Raw genomic sequence first — 16,773 nt, 5'->3', positions numbered from 1 at the left:
GGGAGTCACCATGAGCAGTCTAAGTCTTCAAGGGTATGTGCATGGCCGGGTACAGGGCGTGGGTTTCCGCCAGGCGACGGTACGCCAGGCGAGCAAGCTGGGTATTGATGGCTGGGTACGCAACCTTAACGATGGCTCGGTGGAAGTCATGCTGTGTGGCGAAGAGTCTGCGCTAGAGGCGATGACCGCCTGGCTGCAAACCGGGCCTGCCGGGGCCAAAGTAGAGGCGGTTGAATTGACCGGTTGTGCGTGGCAGGAGATTGCCGGTTTCGTGCAGTTATAGGTGATTTAGCCGTTCACTCGTTGACGTACCAGAAGCTATACCAGTAATCGAGCACGCGATCAGGGTATTTCTGACTGCCGAGGCTGCCGTTGTAACGCGCAAGTGCTCGGCGCAGGTTGCCTTTTTCCTTGTCCAAGTAGTACTTCAGAATGGTACAGCCGTAACGCAGATTGGTTGCCAGATCAATCAGGTTGTCGTCGGGACGCCCAAGCTCGGCTTTCCAGAAAGGCATTACCTGCATCACCCCCTGAGCGCCAACGCTAGATAGGGCGTAGCGGTCAAACAGGCTTTCCGAGTGGATCACGGCAATCACCAGGTCGGGCTTCAACCCGGCGATACGCGCCTCGCGATGCACCAGCCGTAGAAATTCCAGCCGTTGTTGCTCATTGGGCAGGAAGCGCCTGAGCCTGGTCGACATGTCCAACAGCCAGACCTCGGCATCAAAACGATCATGAAAGCTGTCGGCCTGGGACACGGTCTGCATCAGCAGCGCTTTGAGCTGAGGATCTACTTCGGTAGCGGGAGGCGTCTGCGCGCCGCACAAGGCGCTTGCGCAGAGTACCAACAGGCCAGTCACTATCCTTGTGAATAGGCTCACGTCAGGGGCGCTGGTTGACGTCCAGGGCGTGCATAAACTCGCCCTGTAGCTGGGGGTCGCCAGTGGTTAACAGAATGAGCATGTTTTCCAGTTGGTTGGACTCTTCAGAAAGGCCGAGGGCAGAAAGCCGATGGACGCGATAGGCCCATTGGTCCACGTCATCCTCCTCCAGGTTGCCGTAGATCAGATCAACCGCTTCATGCAGCTTGCTCCGCAGTTCGCGACCAATAAGCAGGTTGACCTCGCTGCGAATTTTCGGACTGGCGCTGGCCGTTAACTGGATCACGCGCAGGTTGTCATAATCCAGATTCAGAAAGCCGTCGTTAAGCAAATTCAGGCGCAACAAGCCGTCAGTGTCAGTATTCAGGCTGGTACGAAAGCTGCCCGCAATGACGTCTACCGGCTTATTGGCCCAGGGCAGCGTTTGGTGCTCTTCGCGCCGATCAATGACGCCGCCGCGTGCATTGAACTCGGTAACGTCGTAGTGCAGCTGTTGCTGTACGCGCAGAGTACGTTGCGGCAGGGACATCACGGCTACGTCACCCGCATCCATCTGTATGCTGTGACTGACGAGCGTGCGTTCTACCCGTGCGGGTGATTGCTCGGATCGTGGCATGTTCAAACCGCAGGCCGTTAACATCAGGCTGGCGGGCATCCATAACCACCAGGTTGCCAAATGCGCTTGCATTGTTTCTCTGACCTCAGCTCTTGACGATCTGCTCGAGCAGAAAGCCGAGCATATCCTCACTGGGGATATTGCGAGCTTCGCTGTCGCGTCGGTATTTGTATTCCAATTGACCCTCGGCCAAGCCGCGGTCGCTGATGACGACGCGATGGGGGATGCCTATCAGGTCCATGTCGGCAAATTTGACGCCCGGGCTGACCTTTTTGTCACGGTCGTCAAGCAATACATCGATGCCGGCTTGTTTCAGGCTGTGGTAGAGCTGTTCGGTAGCGTCTCGAACACTGTCGGAGCTTTCCATTTTCATCGGCACCAGGACGACCTGGAAGGGTGCTAGCGCGTCAGGCCAGATGATGCCGCGCTGATCGTAATTCTGCTCAATGGCAGCCGCTACCACGCGTGAGACGCCGATACCGTAGCAGCCCATGATCAGTGCGCTGGCTTTGCCTTGCTCATTCAGCACATTGCAGTTCATGGCCTCACTGTATTTGCGGCCCAGTTGGAAGATATGCCCTACCTCTATACCGCGGCGGATAACCAGGGTGCCTTCTCCGTCCGGGCTAGCATCACCTTCCATCACGTTACGCAGGTCTGCCACTTCATCATAGCGGGCGTCCCGCTCCCAGTTAACACCAGTGAAGTGACGGCCATCCTGATTGGCACCACAGACAAAATCAGCCAAGTGGGCGGCGCTATGGTCAGCAATCACCTTAATGTCTAGGCCCACGGGCCCAATCGATCCTGGTTTGCAGCCGATAGCCTGCTGAATCTGCGTTTCGCTGGCAAAGGTCAGCGGCGCATGTATGGCAGGATGATTTTCAGCCTTGATAGTGTTCATTTCATGATCGCCACGCAATATCAGCGCGACCAGCGGGTGATGTTTACCGTCTTGCGTTTGCCCGAGCACAATAAGCGTCTTCACGGACTGCTCGGCTGGCAGTTGCAGGAACTGGCTGACCGCCTCAATGGTGAACTGCTCAGGCGTGTCTACCAGTTTCTTCGCCTGCTTGGCGACAGGTCGATCACCCTGGGGTAGCTGGGCGGTGGCCTTTTCCATATTGGCGGCGTAGGTGCCGGTATCTGAAAACACGATGGCGTCTTCGCCCGAATCGGCCAGCACATGAAATTCATGCGAGCCTTCGCCGCCGATTGAGCCGTTATCGGCGACCACTGGGCGATAGTTCAGCCCCAACCGGCTGAAGACGTTGCAGTAGGCCTGATACATGCCGTCGTAGGTCTGCTGCATGGATGCTTGGTCCAGATGGAAAGAGTAGGCATCCTTCATGACGAATTCGCGGGCACGCATCAGGCCGAAGCGCGGGCGTATTTCGTCGCGAAACTTGTTCTGAATCTGATACAGGTTCAGTGGTAGTTGTTTGTAGCTGGTAATCTCGGTGCGGGCCAGATCGGTAATTACTTCTTCGTGGGTCGGGCCCACGCAGAACTCGCGACCATGCCGGTCTTTCAGGCGCAGCAGCTCTGGGCCGTACTCTTCCCAGCGTCCGGATTCCTGCCATAATTCGGCGGGCTGAATAGCCGGCATCAATACTTCCATGGCGCCAGCGTTGTTCATCTCGTCCCGCACCACCGCCTCGACCTTACGCAGTACCCGCAAACCCATGGGTAGCCATGTATACAAACCCGAGGCGATCTTGCGGATCATTCCCGCGCGCAGCATCAGCTGATGGCTGATCACAGCGGCGTCGGCAGGCGTTTCCTTCAGGGTCGAGATCAGATATTGGCTGGTACGCATGGGCTAGGTAATCCTGGAATAAAGGCATGTAATAGACGTATTGTACGGCTGTCGGCCACTACCGTATAGCCATACGCTACGGCGGACGGGTTGAATGCAGGCATAAAAAAACCCGGCCTAAGCCGGGTTTTCAGTTTCTTAACTCAGGTCTGCTTAGAGCAGGTCCCAGGTGTAGGAAACGATCAGGCGGTTTTCGTCAATGTCGCCATTGTCATCAAGACCAACGTCTTGACGAATGGTGGCGTTACGCCACAACAGATTGACGCCTTCCAGCATGCCATTTTGCATGGTGTAGCTGATGTTGGTGTCACGCTCCCAGCGACCGTCGCGAACGCCTGGGGCTACGTCAGCATTGTCGCTAGTGATATAGCGAGTCATGAAAGTCAAGCCAGGAATGCCCAGGCCTGCGAAATCATAATCGTAACGCGCTTGATAAGAACGCTCATCTTTGGCATTGAAGTCGGCGTACTGAACCGAGTTCGCCAGGAAGATGGCACCGTCAAGATATTCAAAGCCAGCATCGCCACTCATGCGCTGGGCAGCCAGCGTAAAGCCGTGGTGACCTGCACCCAGAGTTGCGCCAATCGAAGTTGCCTTGTTACCGAATTCCTGGCCAGTTGGGCTGTCGTCAGAAGTGTGGTAATGAGCCAGATCAGTGGTCAGGCTCAGACCTTCAGCGAGATCGAAGCTGTGAGTCAAGCCAGCGAAATGACGCTTCCACAATTGGTCGGCTTTGGAAGTGTACAGTGAGGTGCTTAAGTTCTCAGCAAACTCGTAAGTACCGCCCAGGTAGACAACTTTGTCATTGTCACCGCCGAATGGACCTTTAACTTCCGCCGTGCCATCCATGTCGCCGCGTTTGTTCATGCGGCCAGCTTCTACGAACAGGTTGTCGATGGAGCTATTGGTAACGCTGTAACCGGAGTAGTGGTTCGGCAACAGACGAGCGTCGTCATATGCGATAACCGGATTCTCTGGCAGGTGTACGCCATAGCGCAGAACGGTGTCTTCCAAAATGTTGGCTTTTACTGCGCCGCGAATTTCGGAATAGTTGCTTGGACCGGAGTCGCCAAAGCTGCTAGGTAGAATGCCAGTGCCAGCGTTGTCGCTAGTGCTGTCAAGCTTGATGCCGAGCATGGCGATGGTGTCAAAACCCAGGCCGACAGGACCGCGCGAGTAACCGGATTCAAAGTTCAGTACAAAGCCAGTAGCAGTTTCGTCACGCTTGCTTTGACCGGCAGCGTTACCACCGCTGCTGCGGAAGTCACGGTTGAAGTTCATGGTACGGTTGCTAAGGGTAGCGGAAGAGCCTTCGATGAAGCCTTCTGCTTGCTGAGCATATACGTTGGATACCAGAACACCATTGCCTACGGCCACGGCCAGTGCAATGGAACTCCATTGGATAACTTTTTTCATTCTTTGCTCCTTCATATTAAACTTCTCAGAAACTGCGCGGTTCACATGGGAACCAGGTATCGTTTTTATTGTCGACTTAGATTAAAGCATCAAAAGACTATTTGCGAAACCAATTGCTTGAAAAACAGCACCTTGTCGCTATTTTCCTATAATCTGTCGCATCAAGCCTAGCCTTTTTGTCAACAAATTTAAATATTTTTGCGCAAAAAGGTCAAAAACAAGCCTTTTGCAGGACCAAAGCGCCTCGATTTGAGACGGAATTCACAAAAGGCTACAATGTAACTTTGTTTGACGGGATTCTGACATGTTCAAGCTGGCTGGGCAATTGGCTTCTGACTGCATCGTGCTTGGCGACTTTCAGCTATGCACGCTGCTGCTAATGAATGATGCCCAGTACCCTTGGTTTATTCTGGTGCCTCGCCGGGAGGACGCGACGGAAATCTTCCAGCTATCGGTAGCTGATCGTAGCTTGTTGATGGAGGAGTCCTGTTTGCTGGCAGAGAAGCTCAAGGATGCTTTTGCCGCGGATAAAATGAATATCGCTGCGCTGGGCAACGTGGTCAGCCAGTTACATGTCCATCATGTGGTGAGATACCGCAAGGATCACGCCTGGCCGGCTCCGGTGTGGGGCAAATCACCGGCGGTCAGCTATACGCCAGAGCTTCTCAATGAGCGCATTGGCAAGTTGCGAGCGGTGCTCACGAACGGATTTACTTTTGCGGAGTCTTGCCCATGAATGAGTTGCCATTAAATGAGCTAGAGAGCAGGGTGGCTGATTTGGAGGTGCGTCTGGTTTTTCAGGACGATACCATCCAGGCGCTGAACGATGTGGTAAGTGCGCAACAAATGGAGCTGGAAAAGCTGAGGCGGGCGTTGGAAGTGTTGGCGCGGAGGCAGGCTGACCTAGCCGCCTCCATGCCGGGCGAGGCGGTCGATGAAGCACCGCCTCCGCATTACTGATGGGTCAGAGAATCACCACATCTTCTGCCTGTAGGCCTTTGTCGCGATTGGCGACCACAAACTCGACCCGTTGACCTTCGGCTAGAGCGCGATGCCCTTCGCCGCGGATGGCGCGGAAGTGGACGAAAACGTCATCGCCCTGGTCCCGCGAAATAAAGCCGAAGCCTTTGTTGGTATTGAACCATTTCACGGTGCCCGCTTCACGTTCCGATGACGCCCTTGGCAGCTTGAATGAGAGCTTGGACAGTGAGCCGCTAAGTCTGAGCAGAGTCAGGAGGCAGACACCGGCGATTGCCAGGCCAATAGCGTGAACCCCAAAGGTGCTGAGGATAGGGCTAACCAGCAGCGTGACCAATGGAATTAGCGTAGCCATCAATATCAGAACCGATGCAACGATGCCGGCAATGCGTTTGGGGGTAGTGTGTAGCTCTGCGGCATTGTTGAACTGCTGGAGATTGAGCAGTCCGGTGAGCAGCAGGAGAATGCCGGTCAGGTCGATAGGACCTTGTTGGCTAAAGAAAGGCAGAGCATTGGCGAGGCCGATGATCAGGGCCGCCAGGCCAACAATAAAATGCAAGTAATGGAAAAGTTTCACGTAGTTCACCTTGGAGACATTAACAATAAGGAAAAGTGGCTGTCCGACTGTAAGGGTCATGGTCGGGCGCGCACTGTAACCTGAATGTACTGGTGTCTCAAAGTGCAGAGCAGAATAGACGACGAGGTGCGCCCGGCAGTGGCGCGGAGCATGTGCTCCGCGCTCGCTTGTTTCATAATGAATAGACTATCGCGCGAGTTGTTTAGCTTTCCAGCAAGCTGCGCAACATCCAAGCCGTCTTCTCGTGCACTTGCATGCGCTGGGTCAGCAGGTCGGCAGTGGGCTCGTCGTGGGTCTCGTCGCAAATCGGGAATATGCTGCGTGCGGTGCGTACGCAGGCTTCCTGACCTTCGACCAGCAGGCGGATCATTTCTTTGGCTTCCGGAACGCCCTCTTCTTCCTTGATGGTGCTCAGCTTCACGAACTGCTTATAAGTACCTGGCGCCGGAAAACCAAGGGTACGGATACGCTCGGCGATGTCATCGACTGCCAGCGCCAGCTCGTTGTACTGCGTTTCAAACATCAGATGCAGTGTCTGGAACATCGGGCCTTTGACATTCCAGTGGAAGTTGTGGGTCTTCAGGTACAGGGTGTAGGTGTCGGCCAGCAGATGCGACAGCCCGTCAGCGATCTTTTCCCGGTCTTTTTCTTTAATGCCAATATCAATTTTCATCATTACTCCTGTTGAGTTATGTGCGTCACAAAAATGGCTTTGCTGATTTATAGACAGCAGAGCATAGGGCTTGTTCAGAAATAGCGCTTCAGAAATCGCCAGCTTGCGAGCGTGGGATACCGAACCAGGGTATGGTCTGGAGCATAGCCAGATGAGGTGCTGGCTGCAATGGACGCCGCAATGGATGCTACTTTGTTCGCGGCAATAGATGCGCCAGGTTCTCCCCGCGTGAGGCAATTTTCGGGTATATTATGGCGCTTTTATCCGTGCGCTCTTTGCCGCAGGCAAGATATTGCTGCGCAAGCGGCCCGACTTCAATACAGGAACACCATACCATGATGCGTAGCCACTATTGCGGCCAGTTGAACGAGACACTGGCGGACCAGGAAATCACTCTCTGCGGCTGGGTGCACCGTCGCCGTGATCATGGCGGGGTGATTTTTCTGGATATCCGCGACCGCGAAGGCTTGGCTCAGGTGGTTTTTGATCCGGATCGCGAAGAGACCTTTGCCCTGGCTGACCGTGTGCGCAGTGAGTATGTAGTCAAGGTGACTGGCAAAGTGCGTGCGCGCCCAGCCGGTGCGGTCAACCCGAACATGGCCTCCGGCGCGATTGAAGTGCTGGGCTACGAGCTGGAAGTGTTGAACCAGGCCGAAACACCGCCGTTCCCGCTGGATGAATATTCCGACGTCGGCGAGGAAACCCGCCTGCGCTACCGCTTTATCGATCTGCGTCGCCCGGAAATGGCTGCCAAACTGAAGCTGCGCTCGCGTATTACCAGCAGCGTGCGTCGTTATCTGGACGAGAACGGTTTTCTCGATGTGGAAACGCCGATTCTGACGCGTGCCACGCCCGAGGGTGCTCGCGATTATCTGGTGCCCAGCCGCACCCATCCCGGTACTTTCTTTGCTTTGCCGCAGTCGCCGCAGTTATTCAAACAACTGTTGATGGTCTCCGGCTTTGACCGCTACTACCAGATTGCCAAGTGCTTCCGCGATGAAGATTTGCGTGCCGACCGCCAGCCGGAATTCACCCAGATCGATATCGAAACCAGCTTTATGGACGAGCAGGACATCATTGGTCTGACTGAAGGCATGATCCGGCAGCTGTTCAAGGAAGTGCTGGACGTAGACTTGGGCGACTTCCCGCATATGACCTTTGAAGAGGCGATGCGCCGCTACGGTTCCGACAAGCCGGACCTGCGTAATCCGCTGGAGCTGGTAGACGTGGCCGATCAACTGACCGAAGTCGACTTCAAGGTCTTCAGCGGCCCGGCCAAGGATCCCAAGGGCCGCGTTGCCGCGCTGCGGGTTCCTGGCGGGGCGAGCATGCCGCGCAAGCAAATCGACGATTACACCAAGTATGTGGGCATTTATGGCGCCAAGGGCCTGGCCTATATCAAGGTCAACGAACGCGCCAAGGGTGTCGAAGGTCTGCAGTCGCCGATCGTCAAGTTCATTCCCGAGGCGAATCTGCAAGTGATTCTGGACCGGGTCGGCGCAGTCGATGGCGATCTGGTGTTCTTTGGTGCCGATCGCGCCAAGGTGGTATCCGAAGCTCTGGGTGCCTTGCGTATCAAGCTGGGCCACGATCTGGAGCTGCTGACCTGCACGTGGGCGCCGCTGTGGGTGATTGATTTCCCGATGTTTGAAGAGAGCGATGACGGCAGCCTCAGCGCGTTGCACCATCCCTTCACTGCACCCAAGTGCAGCCCCGAGGAGTTGGCGGCGAATCCAGCGACGGCGCTGTCGCGCGCCTATGACATGGTCCTTAACGGTACCGAGCTGGGTGGCGGATCGATCCGTATTCACCGCAAGGAAATGCAGCAGGCGGTGTTCAATATTCTCGGCATCAGCGCTGAAGAACAGCAGGAGAAGTTCGGCTTCCTGCTCGATGCGCTGAAGTATGGCGCGCCGCCACACGGTGGTCTGGCCTTTGGTCTGGACCGTCTGGTCATGCTGGTCACCGGTGCCCAGTCGATCCGTGAGGTCATTGCCTTCCCGAAAACCCAGAGCGCAGCTTGTGTCATGACCCAGGCGCCGGGTGCGGTGGATAGCAAGGCATTGCGTGAACTGCACATTCGCCTGCGTGAACAACCCAAGGCCGAGTAATTCAGCTTACAGATAGACGGAGTCGATGATGGCCGGACATTCCAAATGGGCCAATATCAAGCACCGCAAGGCGGCTCAGGATGCCAAGCGCGGCAAGGTGTTCAACAAGCTGATCCGCGAGTTGACCGTAGCCGCCCGCCTGGGAGGCCCGGAGCCGGCTGACAACCCGCGCCTGCGTTCGGCGGTGGACAAATCGCTGACTGCCAACATGACCCGCGACACCATTGACCGCGCCATCGCGCGCGGGGCCGGCAGCAACGACGCCGACAATATGGAAGAGCTGACCTATGAGGGCTATGGGGCCGGTGGCGTGGCGATTCTGGTCGAGGTAATGACCGATAATCGCAACCGTACGGTCAGTGAGGTGCGGCACGCGTTTAATAAATGTGGCGGCAATCTGGGTACTGACGGATCAGTGGCTTATCTGTTCACCCGTCAAGGCCAGATCAGTTATGCCGCAGGCATCGACGAAGATGCTCTGATGGAAGCCGCCCTGGAGGCGGGTGCGGACGACGTGCTGGTCAGCGATGATGGTTCGATCGAGGTGTTTACCGCGTTTGAGGAATTTGGCAGGGTAAAGGACGGCTTGGATGTGGCCGGGTTTGAATCGGAGAGCGCTGAGGTCAGCATGATCCCGGCGACCACCACTGAGCTGGATCTGGATTCGGCGGAAAAGGTTATCCGGTTGGTCGACATGCTGGAGGACCTGGACGATGTGCAGAACGTCTACAGCAATGCGGATATCCCCGATGCGGTGCTGGAGCAGATGAGCTAGTGATTCTGCTGTATCAATGAGGGAGGCGAATGCCTCCCTTTTTTATTGTCTGCTCGACACGAGTTTTTGGCTCTGCCGGCAGGCCGATGTGGCACACTGTGCCGCAGTTAAAATGAGAGTGGCGACAGCGTATGGCATTGATTCTGGGCATAGATCCTGGCTCGCGCACCACCGGCTACGGCATCGTCAGTGAGCGCGCGGGCAAGTGTGAATATGTAACCTCCGGCTGCATTCGTCTGGGCGGCGGACCCTTTCCGGAACGCCTGAAACTGATCTTTGAGGGTCTGACCGAGCTGATTGGGCAGTACCAGCCGGAGATACTCAGCATCGAGCAGGTGTTTCTGGCGCGTAACCCGGATTCGGCGCTGAAGCTCGGGCAGGCCCGCGGCGCAGCGATCGTGGCTGCGGTTCACGCGGATATGCAGGTGCATGAGTATACTGCCAGGCAAATCAAGCAATCAGTGGTCGGGACTGGCGCTGCGGACAAATCCCAGGTGCAGCATATGGTCACTCAACTGCTTGGACTCTCCGGCACGCCTCAGGCGGATGCAGCGGATGCCTTGGCTGCGGCGTTATGCCATGCACACTCCGCCGCGTTGAACCTACAGTTGGGTGGCGGTCTGCTTGGCCTGCGTAATGGCCGGGTGCGCAGGCGGTGAGCAAGCAAGATAACGGAAAAGGAACAACTGCGTGATTGGACGTTTGAAAGGCATTTTGCTGGAAAAGCAGCCGCCGCATATTTTGCTGGATGTGCAGGGGGTCGGCTATGAGCTCGATGCGCCGATGAGCACCTTCTACAAGCTCCCGACGCTAGGCGAAACGGTCACCCTGCATACCCATATGGTGGTGCGTGAAGATGCGCAATTGCTTTATGCTTTTGCCGAAAAGCGCGAACGCGAACTGTTCCGTGAACTGATCCGGTTGAACGGTGTGGGGCCTAAATTGGCCCTGGCGCTGATGTCTGGGCTGGAAGTGGACGAGTTGATTCGCGCCGTCCAGGCGCAGGACACCAGTGCGCTGGTGCGGGTGCCGGGCGTCGGCAAGAAGACTGCCGAGCGGCTGCTGATCGAATTGCGTGATCGGTTCAAGGCCTGGGAAACGCTACCCGGTTCTTTCAAGCCCTTGGCCGCCGCAGCTGCCAGCACTGCGCCCGCATCACAGAGCGCCGACGCTGTCAGTGCGTTGATTTCGCTAGGCTACAAGCCTCAGGAAGCGAGCCGCGCGATCGCGGCGGTGGAAGAAGACGGTTTGAGTAGTGAAGAGTTGATTCGCCGTGCCCTCAAGGGCATCGTTTAACCAGTTTAAAACGCACGGGTAAGCCATGCTGGAAGAAGATCGCCTGATTGCCGCGAGTCCGCGGCAGCAGGAAGAAGTTATAGACCGGGCCATCCGCCCCTACCGCCTGGCTGATTATATTGGCCAGCCGACGGTGCGTGAGCAGATGGAGCTGTTTATTGCGGCGGCGAAAGGGCGTGGTGAGGCGCTGGATCACGTGTTGATCTTTGGCCCGCCCGGCTTGGGCAAAACGACGCTGGCCAATATTATTGCTCAGGAAATGGGCGTCAAGATCAAAAGTACCTCGGGGCCGGTGCTTGAGCGGGCAGGGGATCTGGCAGCGATGCTGACCAATCTGGAAGCCGGAGATGTGCTTTTTGTTGACGAAATACATCGTCTTTCGCCGGTTGTGGAGGAGATTCTCTACCCAGCAATGGAGGATTACCAGCTTGATATCATGATCGGGGAGGGGCCTGCCGCCCGTTCCATCAAGCTGGATTTGCCGCCCTTCACGCTGGTGGGGGCGACCACGCGAGCCGGCATGCTGACCAATCCGCTACGTGACCGCTTCGGAATTGTGCAGCGCCTGGAGTTTTACGGGGTAGATGACCTGGCTACTATCGTGCGTCGCTCAGCCGCTATTCTGGGCCTGGATCTGGCCCCGGAAGGTGCGCTGGAAGTTGCCCGCCGCTCCCGTGGCACGCCCCGTATTGCCAACCGGTTACTGCGCCGGGTGCGCGATTTTTCTGAAGTGCGCAGCAGCGGCAGCATTACCCGAGAGGTGGCTGATCAGGCGCTGAATCTGCTGGATATCGACGAAAAAGGCTTCGATCATATGGATCGGCGCCTGCTATTGGCGATGATCGACAAGTTCGATGGCGGGCCCGTGGGTATCGACAGCCTGGCAGCGGCCATTAGTGAAGAGCGCCATACCATCGAGGATGTGTTGGAGCCTTTTCTGATCCAGCAAGGGTTTATCACGCGCACGCCGCGCGGTCGCATGCTGACCCGTCATGCCTACCAACATTTTGGTCTGAATTTGCCCTCGCGTATGACGCAGCCTGTGGGCGATCTGTTTCTGGATAGTGGTGGTCTGGACGAATAAAAATATTTACGATTTTACTGGGGAAGCGCTATGCAAAGGTTACTGATGGCTTTACATTATGCGCGCTGACAAATCAGGGCCGCCATTCGCGCTAAGAGCCCGTGTCTACTTTGAAGATACCGATGCCGGCGGCATCGTCTATTACGTCAACTATCTCAAGTTTATGGAGCGCGCGCGAACCGAGCTGGTCCGCTCCCTGGGGTTTGACCAAAGTGCTTTGCAAAGCGAGAACATCATCTTTGTAGTGCATTCGGTGGCTGCGCGCTATCACGCGCCCGCGCGCCTGGATGATGAACTTGTGGTCAGTGTTGAGGTCTTGGAACTCAGGCGAATCAGTATTCGCTTCCGCCAGCAGGTAAGACGCGCTGACGGGATATTATTGTGTGAGGGTGAAGTGTTGGTCGCTTGTGTCAGTGCCGATCGGTACAAACCAAGAGCCATTCCGGCGGCACTGAGTGATGCATTCAGGGCTGCTCAAGCAGTTAGTAGTCAGATCGATCAAGGAGATGCAACGCGTGCAAGCTGATCAAATGTCCATGTGGCACCTGATTTCCACCGCCAGTGTGCTGGTACAACTGGTGATGCTGACCCTGGTGCTCGCATCGGTGGTGTCCTGGGTAATGATTTTTCAACGCAGCAGTTTTCTGCGCGCAGCAAAATCGGCCTTGGATGATTTTGAAGATCGCTTCTGGTCGGGTATCGATCTGTCCAAGCTGTATCGTCAGGTGACGGGTAGCCCAGATACCAACTCGGGTCTGGAGCAGATATTTCGAGCGGGTTTTAAGGAATTTTCTCGCATGCGTCAGCAGCCGGGTGTTGACCCCGACGCGGTTATGGATGCGGTGCAACGTTCGATGCGCGTGGCTATCTCCAAGGAAGAGGAGCGTCTGGAGCTGCATTTGCCGTTCCTTGCCACCGTAGGTTCCACCAGTCCTTATATCGGTCTGTTCGGTACCGTATGGGGCATCATGAACTCATTTCGGGGCCTGGCCAGTGCCCAGCAAGCTACGCTGGCAACGGTAGCGCCGGGTATTGCCGAGGCTTTGATTGCGACTGCGATTGGTTTGTTTGCTGCGATTCCGGCAGTGATTGCCTACAACCGGTTTTCTGCTCGCTCGGAAATGCTGATCAGCCGTTACTACACCTTTGCTGATGAGTTTTCGAGCATTCTGCATCGCCGCGTCCACGCCAGTAACGACGAATAATCGGGAGTTTACATGCAGGTGCACCAAGGTAGACGGCAGAAACGCAAACCGGTGGCAGAGATGAACGTCGTGCCTTATATCGACGTTATGCTCGTGCTGCTGGTTATTTTTATGGTCACCGCGCCGATGCTGAACCAGGGCGTCAATGTTGATTTGCCGCAGGTCTCCAGTGATGTCTTGCCGGCGGACACCAATCAGCAAGTCCTGACGCTGTCTGTGCTGGCCGATGGCACCTATTACTGGAACCTTGGCGAAACCGTTGATACCGAAAATCAGACCGATAGTGCTATCAGTTTGGAACAAATGTCCGATGGCGTGTCCAAAATCATCAGCGCTCGCCCGGACACTGTGGTGTACATTCGCGGCGACCAGCAGGCTAATTACGGCTTGGTGGTCACGGCGATGGCCACCTTGCAGCAGGCCGGTGTCCCCAACGTCGGATTGATTACCGAGGCGCCGTGAATACTCGCGAAGATCAGCCGCAGGAAACATCGGTTCGCTATGCGGCGCCGGTACTCAAAGCGTTGGCCGTGCATCTTGGCGTGGCGATGATGCTGTTTGTGTCTTTCACCAGTGCGCCGGAATTCGAGCCGGCCAAGCCGATCGTGCAGGCTACGCTGGTGCAGTTGAACTCCAAGAGTCCAGCGACGACGCAGACGGATCAAAGTATTGCCGGCGAAGCGGCCAAAACCGCCGCGCCGCAGCATGAAGCCGAAGAGTTGAAGCAAGAGCAGCAAAAGCTCGAAGAGCAAGCTGCCCAGGCGCGTGAAGAGCGTGCTGCTGAAGCTGCGGCAGCCGCTGCGGCTGCCAAGGAGCAGCAGCAAAAGCAGGCCGAGGCGCAAAAGCAAGCAGAAGCTCAGAAAGAATCAGAGGCGGAGAAGGTCGCCGCCGCTGCCGAGGCACGTAAGGCCGATGCAGCGAAGAAGCTAGCGGCCGAAGAGGAAGCCAAGAAGAAAGCGGCGGCCGAGGCGGCGAAAAAACAGGCTGCCGCAGAAGCTGCGAAAAAGCAGGCGGCTGACGAGGCGAAGAAAAAAGCCGCAGCAGAGGCGGCCAAGAAAGCTGAGGCCGATAAGGCTGCCCAGCAGCGACGCGAAGCCGAAGACGCCAAGGCCCGCGCGTTGGCCGAATTGCTGGCCGACGAAACGCAGTATCAGCAGGCGCAAGCGGACCAGATGGGCGATGAGGTGGCCGCCAGCTTTGATGACCTGATTCGTCGTTATGTAAGTGAGCAGTGGCGCCGCCCACCTACGGCGCGTAATGGTATGGTGGTAGATGTGGTGATCAGCATGTTGCCGACCGGGCAGATCACCGATGCAGTGGTTTCTCGTTCCAGTGGTGATGCAGGTTTTGACCAGTCCGCTGTTCAGGCTGTCAGAAACGTTGGCCGCATACCGGAAATGCAACAGTTGTCACGCGACAACCCCGCGACTTTTGATCGCATGTATCGCAAGCGCACATTGCGTTTCAAACCAGAGGATCTGTCATTTTGATGAATGTCATGAAAAGTTGGCTGGCAATGGCCGCAATGCTGTTGATGGCCCAGAGCGTACTCGCGCAGGACGCGATTGAGATCACCCGGGGTACCGACAAGGCTACGCCGATTGCCGTGGTGCCCTTTGGTTGGCAGGGCGGTTCACCCTTGTCTGAAGACCTGGCGCAGATCACCTCAAACAACCTGCGCAATACCGGTATGTTTGCGCCCTTTGACCGCGCCAACATGCTGAGTAATCCGACTCAACCCAGCGAGATATTCCCGCGCGACTGGCGCATGCTCGGCGTTGAGTATGTGGTCGCAGGGCAAATCAACAAGGATCCCTCGGCGGACCGTTTTGATATTCGTTACAGCCTCTATAGCGTGGTGCGTGAAGAGGTGCTCATGTCCAAAACGGTCAGTGGCACCCAGGCCCAGCTGCGGGATATGGCGCACCATCTGAGTGATGAGATATTTGAAGAAATCACCGGTATTCGCGGTGCCTTCAATACCAAGCTACTCTATGTGGCAGCGGAACGTTTTTCCGAGACTAATACCCGCTATACGTTACAACGTTCGGACTATGATGGTGCTCGCGCGGTTACCCTGTTGCAGTCACGGGAACCAATCCTGACGCCTTCCTACGCACCGGATGGCCAACGGATAGCCTATGTGTCTTTTGAATCGCGTCGCCCGGAAATCTATATACATTATGTGCAAACCGGCCGCCGTGAGAGGATAACCAGCTTCGAAGGCTTGAACGGTGCTCCGGCATGGTCCCCGGATGGGCAGAAATTGGCTTTTGTGTTGTCGCGTGACGGCAACCCGGAAATTTACGTGATGGAATTGGCGACTAAACAAATGCGCAGAGTGACCAATCATCACGCGATTGACACCGAGCCAACCTGGATGGACAACAGCACTATTGCGTTTACCTCCGATCGTGGCGGACGCCCGCAGATTTATAAACAGAATATAAACTCGGGTAGTAGCGAGCGGCTGACTTTTGTTGGCAACTATAATGCCAATGCAAAAATGTCGGCGGATGGCAGCACCATGGTCATGGTCCATCGCCAGGATGGCAACCGTAATTTTCAGATTGCTGCGCAGGACCTCAAGCGTGGCAATCTGAGGGTCTTAACACAGACATCGTTAGATGAGTCTCCTACTGTCGCACCTAACGGTACTATGTTAATTTATGCAACCCGTCAACAGGGACGGGGCGTTCTCATGCTGGTATCTACCAACGGTCGTGCTAGGTCGGAGATTCCGACTCAATTCACTGACCTGCGCGTGCCATCATGGTCCCCATACCTGCCTTAAGGGTGTAACAACACTAAACCATATGGGGTTTTCCAGGAGTTCTATGATGCAAGTATCTAAAATTGGCAAGTTTGCGGCACTGGTTGTGGCTTTCGGCGTAATCGTTGGTTGTTCCTCCAAGGGCGGCGATACCGCTGGTACTGGCGCGGTTGATCCGAATGCCGGCTACACCAGCCCTTCCTCTTCAAGCGATAACGGCATGAGCAGCGAAGAAGCCGCTCTGCGTGCTATCACCACTTTCTACTTCGAGTTCGATAGCTCTGACCTGAAGCCTGAAGCCATGCGCGCCCTTGACGTTCACGCCAAGGACCTGAAGGCTGCTGGTAACCGTGTAGTGCTGGAAGGCCACACTGACGAGCGCGGCACCCGCGAGTACAACATGGCTCTGGGCGAGCGTCGTGCTGCTGCCGTTCAGCGTTATTTGGTACTGCAAGGTGTTTCTGCCGGTCAACTGGAGCTGGTCTCCTACGGCGAAGAAAAAGCGGCTGCTACTGGTTCAAGCGAAGAAGCTTGGGCTCAGAATCGTCGCGTAGAACTGCGTAAGTAAG

General features: G+C 56.1%; 20 protein-coding genes. 14 read left to right on the top strand and 6 right to left on the bottom strand.

The genetic code is table 11. From position 1 onward, the window contains the following. Positions 1-10: 10 nt before the first annotated feature. Complete coding sequence (locus K787_RS0113985; protein WP_022963427.1) at positions 11-283, top strand: acylphosphatase; 273 nt, start codon at positions 11-13, stop codon at positions 281-283. A 13-nt stretch (positions 284-296) separates the two neighbouring features. On the opposite strand, the gene K787_RS0113980 is transcribed toward K787_RS0113985, so the two are convergent. From K787_RS0113980 to K787_RS0113965, 4 genes are all read right to left on the bottom strand, one after another. After that, complete coding sequence (locus K787_RS0113980; protein WP_370736742.1) at positions 297-851, bottom strand: lytic transglycosylase domain-containing protein; 555 nt, start codon at positions 849-851, stop codon at positions 297-299. Positions 852-882: 31 nt separating this feature from the next. Continuing rightward, positions 883-1,569, bottom strand: a complete 687-nt coding sequence (locus K787_RS23210; RefSeq protein WP_152486843.1) for a hypothetical protein — start codon at positions 1,567-1,569, stop codon at positions 883-885. A 13-nt stretch (positions 1,570-1,582) separates the two neighbouring features. Continuing rightward, on the bottom strand, positions 1,583-3,316 hold the full coding sequence (locus tag K787_RS0113970; protein ID WP_022963424.1) for a proline--tRNA ligase: 1,734 nt from the start codon (positions 3,314-3,316) through the stop codon (positions 1,583-1,585). A 153-nt stretch (positions 3,317-3,469) separates the two neighbouring features. After that, the gene (locus K787_RS0113965; RefSeq protein WP_022963423.1) at positions 3,470-4,732 is read right to left on the bottom strand and encodes an OprD family outer membrane porin; all 1,263 of its coding nucleotides are present in this window, start codon (positions 4,730-4,732) and stop codon (positions 3,470-3,472) included. Positions 4,733-5,036: 304 nt separating this feature from the next. Here K787_RS0113965 and K787_RS0113960 point away from each other — a divergent pair, with 304 nt between their 5' ends. Further along, positions 5,037-5,468, top strand: a complete 432-nt coding sequence (locus tag K787_RS0113960; RefSeq protein ID WP_022963422.1) for an HIT family protein — start codon at positions 5,037-5,039, stop codon at positions 5,466-5,468. Then, the gene (locus K787_RS0113955; protein WP_022963421.1) at positions 5,465-5,692 is read left to right on the top strand and encodes a SlyX family protein; all 228 of its coding nucleotides are present in this window, start codon (positions 5,465-5,467) and stop codon (positions 5,690-5,692) included. The genes K787_RS0113960 and K787_RS0113955 overlap by 4 nt, the downstream gene beginning before the upstream one ends. Before the next feature lie 4 nt (positions 5,693-5,696). On the opposite strand, the gene K787_RS25770 is transcribed toward K787_RS0113955, so the two are convergent. Further along, positions 5,697-6,287 (bottom strand): cold-shock protein, encoded by a 591-nt coding sequence (locus K787_RS25770; protein ID WP_022963420.1) that lies wholly within the window; start codon positions 6,285-6,287, stop codon positions 5,697-5,699. A gap of 202 nt (positions 6,288-6,489) precedes the next feature. Beyond that, positions 6,490-6,960, bottom strand: coding sequence for a Dps family protein (locus K787_RS0113945; protein WP_022963419.1), 471 nt, complete (start codon positions 6,958-6,960; stop codon positions 6,490-6,492). Between the two features lie 335 nt (positions 6,961-7,295). Between K787_RS0113945 and aspS the strand changes: the two genes are divergently transcribed. The 11 genes from aspS (at position 7,296) to pal (ending at position 16,772) form a co-directional block, all read left to right on the top strand. After that, a complete protein-coding gene (aspS, locus tag K787_RS0113940) occupies positions 7,296-9,071 on the top strand; it encodes an aspartate--tRNA ligase (protein WP_022963418.1) in 1,776 nt (591 codons plus the stop codon). Positions 9,072-9,099: 28 nt separating this feature from the next. Then, positions 9,100-9,846, top strand: coding sequence for a YebC/PmpR family DNA-binding transcriptional regulator (locus K787_RS0113935; RefSeq protein WP_022963417.1), 747 nt, complete (start codon positions 9,100-9,102; stop codon positions 9,844-9,846). 131 nt (positions 9,847-9,977) lie between these two features. Beyond that, positions 9,978-10,505, top strand: a complete 528-nt coding sequence (ruvC, locus tag K787_RS0113930) for a crossover junction endodeoxyribonuclease RuvC (protein WP_022963416.1) — start codon at positions 9,978-9,980, stop codon at positions 10,503-10,505. Between the two features lie 31 nt (positions 10,506-10,536). After that, complete coding sequence (gene ruvA, locus K787_RS0113925) at positions 10,537-11,142, top strand: Holliday junction branch migration protein RuvA (protein ID WP_022963415.1); 606 nt, start codon at positions 10,537-10,539, stop codon at positions 11,140-11,142. A gap of 25 nt (positions 11,143-11,167) precedes the next feature. Beyond that, positions 11,168-12,226 (top strand): Holliday junction branch migration DNA helicase RuvB, encoded by a 1,059-nt coding sequence (gene ruvB / locus K787_RS0113920; protein ID WP_022963414.1) that lies wholly within the window; start codon positions 11,168-11,170, stop codon positions 12,224-12,226. Between the two features lie 58 nt (positions 12,227-12,284). After that, the gene (gene ybgC, locus K787_RS0113915; protein WP_022963413.1) at positions 12,285-12,752 is read left to right on the top strand and encodes a tol-pal system-associated acyl-CoA thioesterase; all 468 of its coding nucleotides are present in this window, start codon (positions 12,285-12,287) and stop codon (positions 12,750-12,752) included. A 4-nt stretch (positions 12,753-12,756) separates the two neighbouring features. Further along, on the top strand, positions 12,757-13,431 hold the full coding sequence (gene tolQ / locus K787_RS0113910) for a protein TolQ (protein WP_152486848.1): 675 nt from the start codon (positions 12,757-12,759) through the stop codon (positions 13,429-13,431). A gap of 12 nt (positions 13,432-13,443) precedes the next feature. Then, a complete protein-coding gene (gene tolR / locus K787_RS0113905) occupies positions 13,444-13,893 on the top strand; it encodes a protein TolR (RefSeq protein WP_022963411.1) in 450 nt (149 codons plus the stop codon). Further along, positions 13,890-14,921 (top strand): cell envelope integrity protein TolA, encoded by a 1,032-nt coding sequence (gene tolA, locus K787_RS0113900; RefSeq protein WP_022963410.1) that lies wholly within the window; start codon positions 13,890-13,892, stop codon positions 14,919-14,921. Before tolR ends, tolA begins: the two co-directional genes overlap by 4 nt. An 8-nt stretch (positions 14,922-14,929) precedes the next feature. Next, a complete protein-coding gene (gene tolB, locus K787_RS0113895) occupies positions 14,930-16,225 on the top strand; it encodes a Tol-Pal system beta propeller repeat protein TolB (RefSeq protein ID WP_370736741.1) in 1,296 nt (431 codons plus the stop codon). 46 nt (positions 16,226-16,271) lie between these two features. Continuing rightward, positions 16,272-16,772: a peptidoglycan-associated lipoprotein Pal gene (pal, locus tag K787_RS0113890; RefSeq protein WP_022963408.1), complete on the top strand. Its 501-nt coding sequence runs from the start codon at positions 16,272-16,274 to the stop codon at positions 16,770-16,772. The last annotated feature ends 1 nt before the right edge of the window (position 16,773 follow it).

The sequence above is a fragment of the Halopseudomonas pelagia CL-AP6 genome (assembly GCF_000410875.1).
Lineage (GTDB): Bacteria > Pseudomonadota > Gammaproteobacteria > Pseudomonadales > Pseudomonadaceae > Halopseudomonas > Halopseudomonas pelagia.
The sequence above is the reverse complement of the archived record's forward strand: the minus strand, read 5'-3'. Positions and strand labels throughout refer to the sequence as shown.